The sequence below is a fragment of the Devosia sp. P3_B2 genome (assembly GCF_056402875.1).
The window spans coordinates 31,745-47,522 of record NZ_JBFUGO010000009.1 but is presented as its reverse complement, the minus strand read 5'-3'; the positions used below and the strand labels follow the sequence as shown (position 1 = coordinate 47,522).

At 65.3% G+C, this 15,778-nt stretch carries 19 protein-coding genes; 8 read left to right on the top strand and 11 right to left on the bottom strand.

Annotated elements, in window-relative coordinates; genetic code table 11:
• The 3 genes from AC1DV8_RS14120 to pdxA all read left to right on the top strand — a co-directional run bounded on the left by AC1DV8_RS14120 (position 1) and on the right by pdxA (position 4,449).
• Complete coding sequence (locus AC1DV8_RS14120) at positions 1-2,316, top strand: LPS-assembly protein LptD (RefSeq protein WP_477157999.1); 2,316 nt, start codon at positions 1-3, stop codon at positions 2,314-2,316.
• An 83-nt stretch (positions 2,317-2,399) separates the two neighbouring features.
• The gene (locus AC1DV8_RS14115) at positions 2,400-3,287 is read left to right on the top strand and encodes a SurA N-terminal domain-containing protein (protein ID WP_477151329.1); all 888 of its coding nucleotides are present in this window, start codon (positions 2,400-2,402) and stop codon (positions 3,285-3,287) included.
• Positions 3,288-3,417: 130 nt separating this feature from the next.
• Positions 3,418-4,449 (top strand): 4-hydroxythreonine-4-phosphate dehydrogenase PdxA, encoded by a 1,032-nt coding sequence (pdxA, locus tag AC1DV8_RS14110; protein ID WP_477157874.1) that lies wholly within the window; start codon positions 3,418-3,420, stop codon positions 4,447-4,449.
• A gap of 169 nt (positions 4,450-4,618) precedes the next feature.
• Here the strand turns inward: pdxA and copM are convergent, their stop codons facing one another.
• Entirely contained in the window at positions 4,619-5,047 is a 429-nt protein-coding gene (copM, locus tag AC1DV8_RS14105; protein ID WP_477157873.1) for a CopM family metallochaperone, read from the bottom strand.
• 129 nt (positions 5,048-5,176) lie between these two features.
• On the opposite strand from copM, the gene rsmA reads away from it, so the two are divergent.
• The gene (gene rsmA, locus AC1DV8_RS14100) at positions 5,177-6,007 is read left to right on the top strand and encodes a 16S rRNA (adenine(1518)-N(6)/adenine(1519)-N(6))-dimethyltransferase RsmA (RefSeq protein ID WP_477157872.1); all 831 of its coding nucleotides are present in this window, start codon (positions 5,177-5,179) and stop codon (positions 6,005-6,007) included.
• Positions 6,007-6,264 carry a hypothetical protein gene (locus tag AC1DV8_RS14095; protein ID WP_477151333.1) on the top strand — a complete coding sequence of 86 codons (258 nt, stop codon included), beginning with the start codon at positions 6,007-6,009 and terminating at the stop codon, positions 6,262-6,264. Before rsmA ends, AC1DV8_RS14095 begins: the two co-directional genes overlap by 1 nt.
• 58 nt (positions 6,265-6,322) lie before the next feature.
• Here the strand turns inward: AC1DV8_RS14095 and AC1DV8_RS14090 are convergent, their stop codons facing one another.
• The 9 genes from AC1DV8_RS14090 to AC1DV8_RS14050 all read right to left on the bottom strand — a co-directional run bounded on the left by AC1DV8_RS14090 (position 6,323) and on the right by AC1DV8_RS14050 (position 14,171).
• Positions 6,323-6,616, bottom strand: a complete 294-nt coding sequence (locus tag AC1DV8_RS14090) for a hypothetical protein (protein ID WP_477151334.1) — start codon at positions 6,614-6,616, stop codon at positions 6,323-6,325.
• Positions 6,617-6,798: 182 nt separating this feature from the next.
• Positions 6,799-7,437, bottom strand: a complete 639-nt coding sequence (gene gmk, locus AC1DV8_RS14085) for a guanylate kinase (protein WP_477151335.1) — start codon at positions 7,435-7,437, stop codon at positions 6,799-6,801.
• A 59-nt stretch (positions 7,438-7,496) separates the two neighbouring features.
• Entirely contained in the window at positions 7,497-8,387 is an 891-nt protein-coding gene (locus tag AC1DV8_RS14080; protein ID WP_477157871.1) for a YicC/YloC family endoribonuclease, read from the bottom strand.
• Positions 8,387-9,529, bottom strand: a complete 1,143-nt coding sequence (mltG, locus tag AC1DV8_RS14075) for an endolytic transglycosylase MltG (protein WP_477157870.1) — start codon at positions 9,527-9,529, stop codon at positions 8,387-8,389. Before mltG ends, AC1DV8_RS14080 begins: the two co-directional genes overlap by 1 nt.
• A gap of 89 nt (positions 9,530-9,618) precedes the next feature.
• Positions 9,619-10,881: a beta-ketoacyl-ACP synthase II gene (gene fabF / locus AC1DV8_RS14070; protein ID WP_477151380.1), complete on the bottom strand. Its 1,263-nt coding sequence runs from the start codon at positions 10,879-10,881 to the stop codon at positions 9,619-9,621.
• Between the two features lie 33 nt (positions 10,882-10,914).
• A complete protein-coding gene (locus tag AC1DV8_RS14065; protein ID WP_055048542.1) occupies positions 10,915-11,151 on the bottom strand; it encodes an acyl carrier protein in 237 nt (78 codons plus the stop codon).
• A gap of 232 nt (positions 11,152-11,383) precedes the next feature.
• On the bottom strand, positions 11,384-12,124 hold the full coding sequence (fabG, locus tag AC1DV8_RS14060) for a 3-oxoacyl-[acyl-carrier-protein] reductase (protein ID WP_055879302.1): 741 nt from the start codon (positions 12,122-12,124) through the stop codon (positions 11,384-11,386).
• Between the two features lie 26 nt (positions 12,125-12,150).
• Complete coding sequence (fabD, locus tag AC1DV8_RS14055) at positions 12,151-13,101, bottom strand: ACP S-malonyltransferase (RefSeq protein WP_477157869.1); 951 nt, start codon at positions 13,099-13,101, stop codon at positions 12,151-12,153.
• A 113-nt stretch (positions 13,102-13,214) separates the two neighbouring features.
• Positions 13,215-14,171 (bottom strand): threonine/serine dehydratase, encoded by a 957-nt coding sequence (locus tag AC1DV8_RS14050; RefSeq protein ID WP_477157868.1) that lies wholly within the window; start codon positions 14,169-14,171, stop codon positions 13,215-13,217.
• 81 nt (positions 14,172-14,252) lie between these two features.
• Here AC1DV8_RS14050 and AC1DV8_RS14045 point away from each other — a divergent pair, with 81 nt between their 5' ends.
• The gene (locus AC1DV8_RS14045) at positions 14,253-14,447 is read left to right on the top strand and encodes a hypothetical protein (protein ID WP_477151340.1); all 195 of its coding nucleotides are present in this window, start codon (positions 14,253-14,255) and stop codon (positions 14,445-14,447) included.
• Positions 14,448-14,451: 4 nt separating this feature from the next.
• Here the strand turns inward: AC1DV8_RS14045 and AC1DV8_RS14040 are convergent, their stop codons facing one another.
• The gene (locus AC1DV8_RS14040; protein ID WP_477151341.1) at positions 14,452-14,640 is read right to left on the bottom strand and encodes a hypothetical protein; all 189 of its coding nucleotides are present in this window, start codon (positions 14,638-14,640) and stop codon (positions 14,452-14,454) included.
• 315 nt (positions 14,641-14,955) lie between these two features.
• Here AC1DV8_RS14040 and rpsF point away from each other — a divergent pair, with 315 nt between their 5' ends.
• Together rpsF and rpsR are read left to right on the top strand one after the other, a co-directional pair.
• The gene (gene rpsF, locus AC1DV8_RS14035) at positions 14,956-15,369 is read left to right on the top strand and encodes a 30S ribosomal protein S6 (protein ID WP_477151342.1); all 414 of its coding nucleotides are present in this window, start codon (positions 14,956-14,958) and stop codon (positions 15,367-15,369) included.
• A gap of 80 nt (positions 15,370-15,449) precedes the next feature.
• On the top strand, positions 15,450-15,704 hold the full coding sequence (gene rpsR / locus AC1DV8_RS14030; protein ID WP_055048535.1) for a 30S ribosomal protein S18: 255 nt from the start codon (positions 15,450-15,452) through the stop codon (positions 15,702-15,704).
• The last annotated feature ends 74 nt before the right edge of the window (positions 15,705-15,778 follow it).

Sequence of the window (15,778 nt, the reverse complement as noted above, 5' to 3'; positions counted from 1 at the left end):
ATGCGCCGCGACCGGGGGATGGGGACGCGCCTGCGCCAGTTTGGTGCGGTGCTTGCGCTCGCCCTCGCGGCCGGCCTTGCCGCCACTCTTCCCGCCGCAGCCCAGTTCCTGCCAGAAGGCTTTTTCGCAACGCTCCCCGAGCCGGGCGCGCCGGCCAAGGTCGAGGCCAACGTCCTCTCCTATGACAAGAGCAGCGACGTGATCAGCGCGCAGGGCCGCGTGCTGATGCAGTACGAAGGCTACGCGATCGCCTGCGACGACCTGCGCTACGAGCAGAAATCGGGCGACCTGAACTGCGTCGGCAACGTGCAGGTGCGCGATCCGGCGGGTACCGAGTATACCGCCGACAGCGTCGAGGTGACGGGCGGGATGAAACAGGCGTTCATCCAGTCGCTGACGCTCACCACCGTCGACGGCGCCATGGTGACGGCGAACGACGCGCACTATTCGGCCGAGCTGGAAACCGTACTCAACCAGGCGACCTACAGCCCCTGCGGGCTCTGCATCGACGCCAAGGGACACCGGATCGGCTGGAAGGTGAAGGCCACCAAGCTGATCCACAACAGCGAAACCAAGACCGTCTACCTGGAACAGCCGTCGCTGGAAGTCCTGGGCATCCCCGTTGCCTGGCTGCCGTGGCTGTCGCTGCCCGATCCGACCTCCAAGCAGAGCAACGGCTTCCTGTTGCCGAGCGTCAACTACAAGGCCGCGTACGGCGCGCGGATCACCGCGCCCTACTTCATCAACATCGGCGAAGACACGCAAATCCTGCTCTCCCCCTCGCTGATGTCGCGGCAGGGCTTCCTGATGGCGGCCGAGTGGCGGCAGCAGTTCGACTACGGCTCGTTCACGGTGAAGGGCTCCGGCCTGTACCAGCTCGATCCCGGCGCCTTCACCGAGCTCGGCAACCGCGAGTGGCGCGGTGCGATCCAGAGTTCTGGGCGGTTCGAACCGGTAGCGGACTGGACCGTAGGCTGGTCGTACAGCGCCTTCTCCGATGCCGCCTATTTCGACGATTACGACTTCAGCACCGCGAAATGGCTCACCAACGAGGTGTATGCGACGCACCTCAGCGACAACTTCTACGCCGATGTGCGGCTGCAGCAGTTCCTGAAGCTGGGGCAGTACGGCACCAATGCTGCGGCCAACCTGGCGCAGGACCAGCAGGCGACGGCGTTGCCCAACGCACGCGGCAACGGCTATTTCGACCTCGGTGACTGGGGCCAGGTGCGCGCCAACGGCAACCTGCTTGGCGTGCAACGCGGCGAGAACTCGTCCGCAACCTACGGTACGAAGGACTATGTCTTCGGCTACGAAGGCAGCAAGATCCACGCATCCGGCGAGCTCAGCTGGCAGAACCAGATCGTCGCTCCGGGCGGCGTGGTGGTGACCCCGTATCTCGGGCTGCGGGCCGACGTCACGAATTACGACAGCGGCAGCCAGGGCAACCCGCCCGTCGGTCTGCCCGAGCCCTCGGACCAGTTCCTGTTCACGGCAACGCCGATCGCGGCCCTCGATTTCCGCTGGCCGCTATTCGCCAGCAACGGGCTCGACACGCACCTGCTCGAGCCGATCGCGCAGCTGGTCTATCGCGGCAGCGACACCACGCTGGTCGGGGTCACCAACGACAACGCGCACAGCTTCGTGCTCGATGACACCAACATCTTCTCCTACGACCGCTTCACCGGCACCGACCGGCAGGAGACAGGACTGCGCGCCAATGTCGGCGCTCGCTACCTTGCCAACTTCTCAGGCGGGCAATGGCTGGAAATCATCGCCGGGCAGAGCTTCCACCTCGCCGGCGTCAATGCCTTCGGCGTCGCTGATCCGGTCAATACCGGGGTCAGCAGCGGCCTCGAGGATGAGGCCTCCTACGTCGTGCTCGGCGCGCGTGGCTCGCCTTATGACGGGGTCACGCTCGGCGCCAAGCTGCAGATCGATCCGGACGGGCCGCGTGTCGCGCGGGCCGGTGTCGGCGGCAGTTATGCCTTCGGCCCCTACTCGGTGGGCAGCGACTATGTCTACCTGCCGGCCGACGCGGCGATCGGCGTGCCGGTCGATCAGCATGAAGTCACTGTGCGCGCCAGCGCGCCGCTGCCGATGGACTACTGGCGCGCCAATGGCAGCTTCTCGTGGGACATCGCATCCAGCGAGTGGCTGGAGGCACGCGGCGAGCTGCTTTACGATGACGGCTACTTCCTCGCCGGCGGCTTCGCCCAGGCCAACGGCCCGACCCACGAAACCCCGGACTCGTTCACCTTCGGCGTGCAGTTCAGGCTGAAGGGCCCCGGAACCGACTTCGGCATCGGATACTAGGCTCGGCCAACCGATTTTGGCCGTATTCTTCCAACATTGAGATGGCCGAGCCGGGGGCGATCCGGCGGCTTCCAGAGAACTGAATGGTGACGACAATGCTCCGCTTCATCGCTGCAATGCTGATCGGCCTTACCCTGAGCGTCATGCCGGCTTTCGCCGCGACCAAGGTGACGGTCAATGGCGTGCCGATCTCCGATATCGAGATCGCCCAGCGCACCAAGCTGCTGGCCCTCGAGGGCGGCGGCGGCAGCAAGAAGGCGATGGAGCAACTGATCGACGAGCAGTTGCAGCTGCAGGAAGCCAAGCGCATGAACATCGTCATTTCCGACCAGCAGGTCGACGACGCGTTCACGCAGGTCGCCCGCAACATCAAGGTGTCGAGCGACAAGCTGAACCAGATCCTGCAGCAGGCTGGTGTCAGCAAGGACACGATGCGCGCCCGCCTCCGCGCCGCCATCGCCTGGCAGCAGGTAAGCCAGATGGTCGTGTCGTCGCGCGTGAAGGTCTCCGATCTCGAGCTCGACAAGGAGGCCTCCGCCAAGCTCGACCAGGCCTCGAGCTACGACTACATCCTCAAGGAAGTGCTGTTCATCAGCTCGACCGGCAATGCTTCGGCCCGCACCGGCCAAGCCAACCAGTACCGCAAGGCCTTCAAGGGCTGCGATAGCGCCGTGCAGGTGTCGCTGAACTTCACCGACGCCGCCGTGCGCGACATGGGCCGCCGTCATGCGACGCAGTTGCCTGATGCGCTGGCTGCCGAACTCGCCAAGCTGAACGTCGGCGGCATCACCAAGCCGCGGGTGACCGAGGCAGGTGTGTCGATGCTGGCCATCTGCGCCAAGAACGAGGCGCGCGACACCACCTTCGTCAAGAACAAGCTGCGCAGCGAACAGGGCGGCGAAGCGATGAAGGCCGAAGCCGAGAAGTTCAAGGCCGAGCTCAGGAGCAAGGCAAAGATCGTCTACAACTAACGGACCCTTGTCATCCCCTTGAGAAATCGAGGGAAACTACGGTCTTTGACTTAGCAAGTCTGTGCTAGAGGGCGCTAGGCTTGGCGTGCCGAACCGGCTACGCCAAGCGGCCCAAACCTGCGAGGACGCCTTGGTCGACAACCGTTTGCCGCTTGCCGTCACCATGGGAGAGCCTGCCGGGATCGGGCCCGACCTGATCCTCAGGCTCTATTCCAAGCGCGCCGAGCTGGGCCTGCCGCCCTTCATCGTCTACGGCCACATCGATTTCCTGCGCACCCGCGCCGCACGCCTGCACCTCCCGGTGTCGATGGTTGAGAGCACGCCGCTCGAGGCCAATTTGCGCTTCCCTGACGCCCTGCCCATCGCCCATGTCGAGGGTCTGGTCCCCGACAAGCCGGGCGATCCTACCTCGCTCTCCGGCAAGGTGGTGATCGAGGCGATCAGCCGCGCCGTCGAGGCCAGCCTCACCGGCGCCTGCCGGGGCATCGTCACGGCGCCGATTCACAAGGCGGCGCTGTATTCGGCGGGCTTCAAGTATCCGGGCCATACCGAGTTCCTGGCGGCACTTTGCGCGCAGGGCGGCGTGGTGCCGACGCCGGTGATGATGCTGGCGCATGACGGGCTGCGAGTGATCCCCGCAACCATCCACGTGCCGATCAGCCAGGTCCCCTCGCTGATCACCTTCGACCTGGTGGTGAGCACCGGACGGATCGTCGCGCACAGCCTCAGGACCCGCTTCGGCATCGCCCAGCCCCGCATCGGCTTTGCCGGCCTCAACCCGCATGCCAGCGAAGGCGGCAATATCGGCACCGAAGACTTCGACACGGTCGGCCCGGCCATTGCCCAGTTGCAGCATGAGGGTATCGAGGCCGAGGGCCCCATGCCGGCCGATACCCTGTTCCACCTGCCCCACTGGCGCCGCTTCGACGCAGTGATCGCGATGTATCATGATCAGGCGCTGATCCCGATCAAGACGGTGGCCTTTGACGAGGCAGTGAACGTGACGCTGGGCCTGCCGATCGTCAGGACGTCCCCAGACCACGGCACGGCCTTCGACTTGGCCGGCAGCGGCCAGGGGTCGGATGCGAGCTTCCTCAACGCGATCAGGCTGGCAGATCAGCTGACCAACGGCATGCTGCATCAGCAGAACGCGGCGCAGTAGAGGTTCCGCACACAAATCTCTCCGTCATCTCTCCCCGTGCGGGAGAGAAAGCGATTTCTTGGACTTAGCCCTTCCTCTCTTGCGAAATCTAAGGCTTAGCCAAACGGCTAAACCTGAGATTTCGCTTTCTCCCCCGCCTAGGGGGAGATGGGGCCGGTGACTCCCTCCCCTACAGCGGCTGCTTCTCCAGCCAGGCAAGCATGTCGGCGATTTCCTTTTCCTGGGCGGTGATCACGGCCTGCGCCATTTCCTTGGCCCAGGGGTCATCGCCATGCGCCAGTTCGGCCTTGGCCATGTCGATGGCGCCGCGATGATGCGGGATCATCGAGCAGATGAAGGCGACGTCGATATCGGCCGCCGTGCCGCCGGCGGCCATGTCGGCGTTCATGGCATCCATGCCGTCCATCAGATCGACATGTGCCGCGTCGGCGCCGGCGGCATGCTGCATGGCCATGGGGGCCGACGCCTGCTGCGCGTTGGCGAGGCAGATCGCCGGAAGGTCGGCCGCTGGAGCCGCGCCATGGGCGCCATGATCCTGCGCCATGGCGGGAACGGCGAACGCCAGCAGCAGTGCAGCGGCGAGGGTGAACTTGTGCATCTTCATCTCCTTCGAAGTCAGGCCAACCAGAGTGGCTATGGCCCGTTCCTGCACCTTCCCATCATGGCAAGGTCAATACCCGTTCTTTGCGCCATTTGCCTTCGCCGATAAATCCGCTATCCCCCAAGCATGCAGATCGACAATCTACCGCCGCTTCGCGAGGTTATCGCCGCGCACGACCTGAGGGCCAAAAAGGAGCTCGGGCAGAACTTCCTGCTCGATCTCAACCTCACGGCGCGCATCGCCCGGGTCGCCGGCCCGCTCGAGGCGGTAACGGTGATCGAGGTCGGCCCCGGCCCCGGCGGCCTGACTCGCGCGCTGCTCGCGGAGGGCGCAAAGAAGGTCATCGCCATCGAGCGCGATGAACGCACCCTGCCCGCGCTCGCCGAGATCGCCGCGGCCTACCCTGGCCGGCTTGAGGTGATCGCTGGTGACGCGCTGCAGATCGACTATGCCGCGCTGGCCGACGGGCCGACGCGCATCGTCTCGAACCTGCCCTACAACATCGGCACCGAACTGCTCACCCGTTGGCTGACCGTCGAGCAGTGGCCGCCGTTCTTCGAGAGCCTGACGCTGATGTTCCAGCGCGAGGTCGCCGAGCGCATCATCGCCAAGGCCGGCGACGATCACTATGGCCGGCTCGGCGTGCTGTGCGGCTGGCGCACCGAGGCGCGCATCGCCTTCAATGTCGGGCGCGAGGCCTTCACCCCGCCGCCCAAGGTGACGTCGAGCGTCGTACACCTGAAGCCGAAGGCGACCACCGACGGCGTGGCCGTGCGCGATCTCGAGGCCGTCACCCGCGCCGCCTTCGGGCAGCGCCGCAAGATGGTGCGCCAGAGCCTCAAGTCGCTCGGAGTGCCGATGGAGCCATTGCTGGCTGCAGGCGGGCTGAAGGGCGATGAGCGGGCTGAGGTGCTGCCGGTCGAGACGTTCCTGAAGCTGGCGAAGGCGCGGCGCTGATGGGCGGTGCCATCGCGCTGATCGGGGCGTTCCTGGCGTTCTGCGTACCGGTTGCAGTGCCTCTGTTCGCGCAGCGTTGGCGGACGCTGGGGATTGTCGTGGCGCTTGGCGCGCTGTTCTTCGCCTATGTGAGCTACGACCTCACCAATCCAACCGGCATGACGCAACTGCTCGGGCCGTTCACCTTCGGCCTGATGCTATTCGGCTTCGCTGCCGGGGTAATCGCGAAGTTCGTGATGCTGTTGGGGCGCCGGTAGTTTCGGCTCCATCGCCTTCTCCCACAAGGGGACAAGGCGCAAACTGAGAGTACGGCGCTCAGCCGCTGACCGTCGGCCGCGTGACGTTGCCTTCGCCGCTCACCTCGATCTCGGCTACCGACACCGTCCGCTTGAGGATGGTTGCCGCCTTCACCAGCAGCGCAGTCTTCACCTCGGACGGGCTCATCTTGTCGTGGGTGTTGGCCCACACGCGCAGCGTTAGGTTGTGGTCGAACGTTTCGCGGGAGCGGATCTCGCGCAGCAGCACCTTGACCTTGGCCTGGGTCCGATCGGCGAAGGTCGGATGACGCTGCATTTCGTCGATGCTGCACGCTTTCACTTCGAATGGCATGCTCAAGTCCCCCGCCCGGGTAGGTTCTGCCCAATTCCGGGGTTCCGGAACTATGGCGCGCAGACCATCCACAGCTGGACGTGGTTTATCCACACCCGTCTGCAGCTAAAGTTAAGGCAATACCTTAAGCGTACTGCCGCTTGATGACAGCGGATACAGCGCGCGACCTCTGAGCAAAGCTCCTAAAGAGAGTCGATCTGGTCCTGCAAGTCCTTGACGAACTTATCCAATTGGATGAACCGCGTACGGGCGAGGCGCGCCGCGGCGAGGATGGTGCGGACGCGCGAGGTGGAATCTTCGAGATCCTCGTTGACCAGCACGTAGTCGTACTCGTTGTAGTGCTGCATTTCGATGCGGGCGTTCTTCAGCCGCTTGTCGATGGTGCCGGCGCTGTCCTGCGCCCGGCGCTCGAGGCGCTTGCGCAGTTCCTTGATCGAGGGCGGCAGGATGAAGATGGTCACCATGTCGCTGCGGCACTTCTCATAGAGCTGTAGCGTGCCCTGGAAATCGATGTCGAACAGGATGTCGCGGCCGGCCGAGAGCCGCTCTTCGACGCGCGAGCGCGGGGTGCCGTAGAAGTTGCCGTGGACTTCGGCGCTCTCCAGGAGCTCGCCGTCCTCGCGCATCTTCTTGAAGGTTGGCACGTCGATGAAGTGGTAGTGCTTGCCGTCGATCTCGTCGGTGCGGCGGGCGCGCGTGGTCACCGAGACCGACAGCGCGATGTTCGGGTCATCCTCGAACAGGGCGCGGGAAATCGAGGATTTGCCTGCGCCGGATGGCGAGGCGAGTACCAGCATCACTCCGCGGCGCGTGAATTCCATTCGTGCTTCGTCCTCTTGCCCTGCGCATAGCACTCGGCCGCTTCGCGGCACTCGCCGGGTTACTCGATATTCTGGACCTGCTCGCGGAGCTGATCGATCACGGCCTTCAAATCGAGGCCGATGGCAGTCAGGGCCACGTCGTTGGATTTGGAGCAGAGCGTATTCGCTTCGCGGTTAAATTCCTGTGACAGGAAGTCGAGCTTCCTGCCCACCGGGCCACCGCCGGCGATCAGTTGGCGCGCCGCGGCGATGTGCGCCCCCAGCCGGTCGAGCTCCTCGCGGATATCGGCCTTGGTGGCGAGCAGCACGGCTTCCTGCGCCAGCCGCTCGTCGGAGAGGGTCGGGCTGGCCTCGCTGAGATCGGCGACCTGCTGGCGCAGGCGGGCGAGGATGGCATCGCGGCTGCGGCCGGGATGGATCTCGGCGGCCTTGGTGAGCGCGGCGATCTCGTCGATGCGCTCGCCGAGGATGGCGGCGATGCGAGCCCCCTCCTCCCGCCGCGCGGCGACGAGGCCGGTCACCGCCTGTTCGACGGCGGCGAGGATAGCGGCATTCACCGCCTCCTCCTCGTCGGACGAGAGGGCTGTCTCGTGCTGCTCCAGCACGCCACGCAGAGCGAGGATGCCGTCCAGGCGGGGCTTGTCGGCATCGACGCGACTTTCCAGCCACTTGAAGCCTTCGAGCACTGCTTCCAGCGCCTGGTGATTGACGACGACGCGGCCGCCCTCACCCTCGCGGTCGACGTTCAGCGACACGGTCAGCGAGCCGCGGGTAATGGACTTGCCGATCAGCCGCCGGATCTCGCTCTCGAGCGCATCGAAGCCGGAGGCAAGGCGCATCCGCAAATCGAGGCCGCGGCCGTTGACTGACTTGATCTCAACGGTGAAGCCGACGCCCGGAAGTGCGCCGGCGGCGCGGGCGTAGCCGGTCATGCTGGCGAGTGTCGCCATTATTGCGCGGGCTCGACGGTCTCGCCGGCGCCCTTGGCCTCATCGGCCTCAAGCGCTTCCCTGGCGGCCTCGGCATCGGCTTCGGCGGCTGCCTTGCGATAGAGCGTCACGTTCTTCCTGTGCTGGGCATAGGTCTCGGCGAACAGGTGTCCATCGGCCGGGTTGGCGCTCTTGGCGACGAAGTAGAGATCCTTGGTCGCGGCCGGGTTGGCCACGGCCTTCAGCGCCGCTTCGCCCGGATTGGCGATGGGCCCGGGCGGCAGGCCGTCAATCTGGTAGGTGTTGTAGGCGTTCTTGGCCTTCAGCTCGGCCGAGGTCGGGCCGCGGTTGAGCACGGCCTTGCCCTCGGTCACGCCGTAGAGAACGGTCGGATCGGTCTGCAGCCGCATATTCTTCTTCAAGCGATTGATGAATACCGCCGCGACCTGCGGGCGCTCGGTCTCGAGGCCGGTTTCCTTCTCGACGATGGACGCGAGCGTCACCAGGTCCCCGGGCGTCTTGATGACGCTGTCGATTGCCGGGTCGCGCTTGGCCCAGATCTCGTCGAGCGTCCTCTTCATCTCGGTCTGCATCTTTTCGAGCACCGAGACGCGGGTGTCGCCGGGGAAGAAGTCGTAACGGACGGCGAGAAGCGTGCCTTCGGCCGGCACCGGGACGGGCTCGCCGGTGAGGTTCGGGCCTTCTGCATTCAGCCGCTCGGCCACCTGGAACGAGGTATCGCCCGGAATGACGTTGACGAAGAAATCGAGCGGCTTGCCCTCGGTCAGCTCGGTAAGAATGTCGGCCATCGAGGAATTGGGCTTCAGCGCATAGACGCCGGCCTTGAGGTCGCCCTCTTTCTTCAGCGCGCGGGCGCCTCCCCAGAACAGCCATTCGGACGGCAGCAGCTGGCCCTGCGGGATTAGGCCCTGCTCTTCCAGCCGGCGCGCCGTCGTCATCACCGAGGAGCCCTTTTCGACGGTGAAGTTCGCCTCGGTCTTGACCGCGCCGGGCGCGTAGAACTGGCTCGCGCCGTAGAGGAAAATGCCGACGAGCACGAGGATGCCAATGACCACGAGCGTGAGCAGCGCGTTCAACACGCTCAGAAAGCCGCTACCACGCCGCTTCTTGCGTGCCCGCTTCTCGCTGCGCTCGTTGGCCATCGGTCGAACCTCCACAAACGCGGCACTATCGCTGGAAAAATGACATCAATACGAACCCGGCGCCGTAGCGGGCGCCCGGGTCCGGTCGCTTAGCTCGCCTTGCGGAAGATCAGCGAGGCATTGGTGCCGCCAAAACCGAAAGAGTTCGAGAGGGCAATGTTGACCTCCTTCTTCTTGGGCTTGTGGGGCACCAGGTCGATCACCGACTCGATCGACGGATTGTCGAGGTTGATGGTCGGGGGCACGATGCTGTCGCGCATGGCGAGCAGGCAGAAGATCGCTTCGACCGAACCGGCCGCGCCGAGCAGGTGCCCGATGGCCGACTTGGTGGAGCTCATCGCCGCCTTCGGAGCAGCATCACCCAGCATGCGGGTGACCGAGCCGAGTTCGATCTCGTCGCCGAGCGGCGTCGAGGTGCCGTGGGCGTTGATGTAGTCGATCTCGGACGGATCGATGCCGGCGCGCTTCACCGCCATCTGCATGCAGCGGAAGCCGCCATCGCCGTCCTCGGAGGGCGCGGTGATGTGGTAGGCGTCGCCCGAGAGGCCGTAGCCGATGACTTCGCCGTAGATCTTGGCGCCGCGGGCCTTGGCGCGCTCGTATTCCTCGAGCACGACGATACCGGCGCCCTCGCCCATGACGAAGCCGTCGCGATCCTTGTCGTAGGGACGCGAGGCCATTTCGGGGCGGTCGTTGAAGTTGGTCGAGAGCGCCCGGCAGGCGGCGAAGCCGGCGATCGAGATGCGGTTGACCGGCGATTCAGCGCCGCCGGCCACCATGACGTCGGCGTCGCCCAGCATGATCAGGCGGGCGGCGTCGCCGATGGCGTGCGCACCGGTCGAGCAAGCCGTCACCACCGAGTGGTTCGGGCCCTTGAGGCCGAAGCGGATCGAGACATTGCCCGATGCCATGTTGATGATGCGGCCCGGGATGAAGAACGGGCTGACGCGACGCGGGCCCTTCTCATGCAGGATGATCGAGGTCTCGTAGATGCCCCCGATGCCGCCGATGCCCGAGCCGATCAGCGTACCGATGCGGTGCTTTTCTTCTTCGGTCTTCGGTTCGACCCCGGCGTCTTCGATGGCCTGGGTAGCCGCCGCCATGGCGTAGATGATGAAGGGATCAACCTTGCGTTGATCCTTCACGTCCATCCACTCGTCGGGGTTGAACTTGCCGTCGGCGCGGTCGCCCAACGGGATTCGGTGGGCGATCTGGCAAGCGATATCGTCGACCTGGAAGTCGTCGATGCGCTTGGCACCGCTTTTGGATGCGAGAATGTTGGCCCAGGTCGGTTCGATCCCGCAGCCCAAAGGGCTGACGATCCCCATCCCGGTGACGACGACGCGGCGCAATTCCATCGAAGAAGAGCCGTTAGCGGTCGGCGATCAGCCGACAGCCTTGGTCAGATAGGCGACGGCGTCACCGAAGGTCTGGATCGATTCCGCGGCATCGTCCGGGATTTCGACGTTGAACTCTTCCTCGAAAGCCATGACCAGCTCGACCTGATCGAGCGAGTCAGCGCCCAGATCATCGATGAAGCTGGCCTTATCGACGACCTTCTCCGCATCCACGTTGAGGTGTTCGACCACGATTTTGCGGACGCGATCAGCGATATCGCTCATATTTGACTTCCCTTGTTACCAGTCAGGTTGTTCGTTCGTACTCGGGTCTCAGGCGCCGGAACTGTCCGGACCCACGACCTTTGCCGCCGGTAGCGGCAGACTGTAGGCGCGGCGTCGTACCCTCGCAAGTACGGGCCAAACCCGAAATCAGGGGCGGAGGTAACATACTTCCCCCGCCATTGCCATATTGTGCAAGGCCCGGTTTCCCCAGCCTTCGGCACTGGCAATAGGATTAAAGCATCACCATGCCGCCATTGACGTTCAGCGTGTGGCCGGTGATGTACCCCGCTTCGTTGCTGGCGAGGAACACCACCGCGGCGGCAACCTCGTCGGCGGCACCGAGCCGGCCGGCCGGGACCTTACCCAGAATGCTCTCGCGTTGCTTGTCGTTCAATTCGTCGGTCATGGCGGAGCCGATGAAGCCCGGCGCCACGGTGTTCACCGTGATGTTGCGCGAGGCGACTTCGTAGGCCAGCGCCTTGCTCATGCCGATGAGACCGGCCTTGGACGCAGCATAATTGCCCTGCCCTGGGTTGCCGACGACGCCGACGACCGAGGTGATGCCGATGATACGGCCGAAGCGCTGCTTCATCATTCCGCGTAGCACGGCGCGGGTGAGGTGGAACGCAGAGGTAAGGTTCACTGCCAGCACCTCGTCCCACTCTTCGTTCTTCATGCGCATGAAGAGGTTGTCGCGGGTGACGCCGGCATTGTTGACGAGGATATCGATGCCGCCCAGCGCCGCCTCGGCCGAGGGGATGAGCTTATCCACCGCGTCGAGATCGGAGAGGTTGGTCGGCAGGATCGGGTGATCACCGCCGCCCAGCAGGTCGCGGGTCTCCTCGAGGGCGCCAACACGCGTGCCGCTCAGCGCGACCCGTGCACCGGACGCGGCCAGCGCCTTCGCGATTTCACGGCCAATGCCGCCCGAGGCGCCGGTAACGAGGGCGCGTTTGCCCGTGAGATCAAACATTTGCGGACTCCTCAGGAGAAACTGATTCAGGCGCCGACAACGGCGAGGAAGGCGTCGACATCGGCCGGTGCACCGATCGACACCGCCGGGGTTTCCGGCGCGATGCGCTTGGCGAGGCCGCTCAGGACCTTGCCCGAACCGAGCTCGACCAGCTGCGTCACGCCGCCGTCCTTGACCAGCCAGTTGACGCACTCGGTCCAGCGGACCATGCCGGTCACCTGCTCGACGAGGCGCCTCTTGATTTCTTCGGGGTCGGAGATCGGAGCGGCCAGTACGTTGGCGACAACAGGCACCACCGGCGTGTTGACCGTCACCTGGTTCAGAGCGTGCTCCATCGCATCGGCGGCGGGGCGCATCAGGGCGCAATGGAATGGCGCGCTCACCGGCAGCGGCAGGGCGCGCTTGGCGCCGGCGGCCTTCAGCAGCTCGATGGCGCGATTGACGGCGCCGACATGACCGGAGATCACCACCTGGCCGGGGGCGTTGTCATTGGCGACGCCGCAGATTTCGCCGTCCTCGGCGTCATTGGCGGCGCGCAGCACGGTTTCGAGGTCGAGCCCGAGGATCGCCGCCATGGCGCCCTGCCCGACCGGCACGGCCTGCTGCATGGCCTGGCCGCGGATCTTCAGCAGCCGCGCTGCATCGCCGAGGCTGAACGCGCCGGCGGCCGCCAGCGCCGAGTATTCGCCCAGCGAGTGCCCGGCGACATAGGCGGCGTGATCCTTGAGGTCGAAGCCCCGGCTCGCCAGCACGCGGGTGACCGCCACAGACACCGCCATCAGCGCCGGCTGCGCATTTTCGGTCAGCCGCAGCGTCTCGTCCGGCCCATCGAACATGATGGCGGAGAGCTTTTGGCCAAGCGCGTCGTCGACTTCGGCGAAGACGTTGCGGGCTTCCTGGTAGGTATCGGCGAGGTCCTTGCCCATGCCGACGGCCTGGCTGCCCTGGCCGGGATAGGTGAATGCGCGCTTGGTCAAGTTGGTGGCCTCCGCTGTTGTTCTTGGTGCTTGAGGCCGAGCCTATGCCCCGCCCGGACAGGCGTCCAGTTGGCGGCGGCGTGTGCCGGAGGGGTGAGGCAATGTCAAGGCGGCTAGTCGAACTTCACCGCCGCCGTGTTGGCGCCGCAGAGCAGTACACCGACCCTTTCGCCGGGCGCCGGCACGTAGCGGCCGGAGAGCACGGCGGCCATCGCTGCGGCGCCGCCGGGCTCCACGGCGACACGCAGCACGTCCCAGATGGTTTTCTGCGCCGCGACGATCGCCTCGTCGGTGACCAGCACCGAGCGGTCGATGAAGCCGGAGAGGGCGAAGCTCAAGTTGCCGATACGGCGGGCGCCGAGGCTGTCGGCGGCGACGCCGCTCACCGGCACGTCGACGGGACGGCCCGCTTCGATGGCGTTGTGCAGCGTCGGCGCGTTCTCCGGCTCGACCCCGATGATACGGACGCGGCCGGCCGCCGCCGCGGCGATGCCACCGATCAAGCCGCCGCCGCCGACAGCGACGAGCAGCGTATCGAGCCCCGGGGCCTGCTCCAGCCATTCGAGCCCGACGGTGCCCTGCCCGCAGAGCGTTTCGAACATGTCGTAGGCGTGGACCTCGAGCAGGTCGTTCTCGAGGGCGAACGCATGGCTCGCCTCGTAGGCATCGATATAGCTGTCGCCGCCGATGGTGATCTCAGCGCCATACTGGAGGATGCGGTTGATCTTGGCCTGTGACGAGATGCGCGGCACGTAGATGTGGGCGGCGATGCCGAGCTTCTGCGCCGCATAGGCCACGGCCGCGCCGTGGTTGCCGCCGGAGGCCGCCACCACGCCGCGCTCGGCGCCGGTGCGGATCAGCAGGTTGGCGAAGGCACCGCGCGCCTTGAACGTGCCCGAGTGCTGCATGAATTCCAGCTTGAGCGAGAACGGCACACCATCCAGCCCGAAATCGGCTGCCGGCGCTTCGATCACCGGAGTGCGCCGGATGTGGGGGCGGATCACCACTTCGGCCGCGCGCACGGCATGGCGATCGGGAGCGGCAGGCGCGACGGTATCGATGGTGGTCATAACGGTCCAGACAAGGTTAGCATCAGTGGAGCCGACGGCTTGCCTAGCGCAAGATGGGGCGACAATGAAAGAGGCCGCACGATGGGGAAGACCAACGCCGAATGGCATCAGGCGCACCGGATGCCGACCAACCCGACCAAGCAGCAGCGGGCCGAATGGCACTACCAGCACGCGCTCAACTGCGGTTGCCGGGCGCTGACGCCGTCGATCACGTCGCTGCTGGTGTCGCAGGGTTATGAAGTGCCGAAGGTACGCGCGGCCGGCGTCGCAGGCTGAGGACTCAATCGAGCGGCGGCGTCTCGCGCTCGGACGGCGTGGGGCCCGGGTTCAAGAGCGGATCGCGCCAGACGGGCATTCCAGGCAACTGCCCTTCCGGCAGTTCCCTGATCGGCTGGTCGGTGTCAGGGAAATCGGGGGACACCTTGTCGGGCGGCTCGGCGGGCGGAAGGGGCTTCTTCGGATCGGTCATGATGTTCTCCTCCTGGTATTAAGGAGGCATCGGCTGATTTGTTCCCGGAGCGGCCCCACGGGTCTCGGCCGGATCGCTTGCGTTCCCCGCCCTTTTCCCCTATAGCCCGCCTCACATTCGTTCGGCCGGGGGCTGAACGGAGGGTTTGTTGTTTCCTCCAAGTGCGACGCTATGCGCTCGCGGGTCGCAACAGATAGGGTTCGCCCGTCCTCCCGTGTTCCCGCTCTTTAGAAGACTGCTTTGGTGCCTTTCCGGCTTCAAAGGGGCTCCGCGCCGAGTGGGATGTGTTGTGAACCAACTTGAAGGAAGGCGCTTATGGCCCTTTACGAACACATTTTCCTGGCTCGCCAGGACGTTTCCCCGACGCAGGTGGAAGAGCTGACGACGGCTTTGACCGAAGTGCTCACCAACGGCGGCGGCAAGGTTACCAAGAACGAGTACTGGGGCCTGAAGTCGCTCTCGTACCGCATCAAGAAGAACCGCAAGGCGCACTACACCCTGCTCAACATCGACGCTCCGCACGCTGCGATCGCCGAGATGGAGCGCCAGATGGGCATCAATGAAGACATCCTGCGCTTCATGACCATCCGCGTCGACGAGCTGGAAGAAGGCCCCTCGGCCATGATGCAGAAGCGCGATCGCGATGACGACCGTGGCGACCGTCCGGGTGGCCCGCGTGGCGACCGTGGTGGTTTCGACCGCGGCGACCGCCGCCCGCGCCGCTTCTAAGAACTGCTCGGGAGTATTCCAGGAAAAGTCGCTAGCGCTTTTCCGGTTCGGAATGCGACCCACTCAAAGGGATAAGCCAAATGGCCATCAAAGACCTGACCACGACCACGGCCCGCCGTCCGTTCCAGCGCCGCCGCAAGACCTGCCCGTTCTCGGGCCCGAACGCGCCGAAGATCGACTACAAGGACGTTCGCCTGCTGCAGCGCTATGTGTCCGAGCGCGGCAAGATCGTCCCCTCCCGCATCACTGCGGTCTCCGCCCTGAAGCAGCGCGAACTGGCCAAGGCCATCAAGCGCGCCCGCTTCATCGGCATCATGCCCTACGCCGTTCAGTAAGAACGGTTCGGGATTGGTTGGGGCTGCCGATCGTCGGCGGCTCCTAACCGTTCACTCGTGAACGGGACAGCATA

Coding starts and splice junctions, on each gene's coding strand:
- AC1DV8_RS14120 (WP_477157999.1), top strand. CDS start 1: ATGCGCCGCGACCGGGGGATGGGGACGCGCCTGCGCCAGTTTGGTGCG.
- AC1DV8_RS14115 (WP_477151329.1), top strand. CDS start 2,400: ATGGTGACGACAATGCTCCGCTTCATCGCTGCAATGCTGATCGGCCTT.
- copM (WP_477157873.1), bottom strand. CDS start 5,047: ATGCACAAGTTCACCCTCGCCGCTGCACTGCTGCTGGCGTTCGCCGTT.
- rsmA (WP_477157872.1), top strand. CDS start 5,177: ATGCAGATCGACAATCTACCGCCGCTTCGCGAGGTTATCGCCGCGCAC.
- AC1DV8_RS14095 (WP_477151333.1), top strand. CDS start 6,007: ATGGGCGGTGCCATCGCGCTGATCGGGGCGTTCCTGGCGTTCTGCGTA.
- AC1DV8_RS14090 (WP_477151334.1), bottom strand. CDS start 6,616: ATGCCATTCGAAGTGAAAGCGTGCAGCATCGACGAAATGCAGCGTCAT.
- gmk (WP_477151335.1), bottom strand. CDS start 7,437: ATGGAATTCACGCGCCGCGGAGTGATGCTGGTACTCGCCTCGCCATCC.
- AC1DV8_RS14080 (WP_477157871.1), bottom strand. CDS start 8,387: ATGGCGACACTCGCCAGCATGACCGGCTACGCCCGCGCCGCCGGCGCA.
- mltG (WP_477157870.1), bottom strand. CDS start 9,529: ATGGCCAACGAGCGCAGCGAGAAGCGGGCACGCAAGAAGCGGCGTGGT.
- AC1DV8_RS14065 (WP_055048542.1), bottom strand. CDS start 11,151: ATGAGCGATATCGCTGATCGCGTCCGCAAAATCGTGGTCGAACACCTC.
- fabG (WP_055879302.1), bottom strand. CDS start 12,124: ATGTTTGATCTCACGGGCAAACGCGCCCTCGTTACCGGCGCCTCGGGC.
- AC1DV8_RS14050 (WP_477157868.1), bottom strand. CDS start 14,171: ATGACCACCATCGATACCGTCGCGCCTGCCGCTCCCGATCGCCATGCC.
- AC1DV8_RS14045 (WP_477151340.1), top strand. CDS start 14,253: ATGGGGAAGACCAACGCCGAATGGCATCAGGCGCACCGGATGCCGACC.
- AC1DV8_RS14040 (WP_477151341.1), bottom strand. CDS start 14,640: ATGACCGATCCGAAGAAGCCCCTTCCGCCCGCCGAGCCGCCCGACAAG.
- rpsF (WP_477151342.1), top strand. CDS start 14,956: ATGGCCCTTTACGAACACATTTTCCTGGCTCGCCAGGACGTTTCCCCG.
- rpsR (WP_055048535.1), top strand. CDS start 15,450: ATGGCCATCAAAGACCTGACCACGACCACGGCCCGCCGTCCGTTCCAG.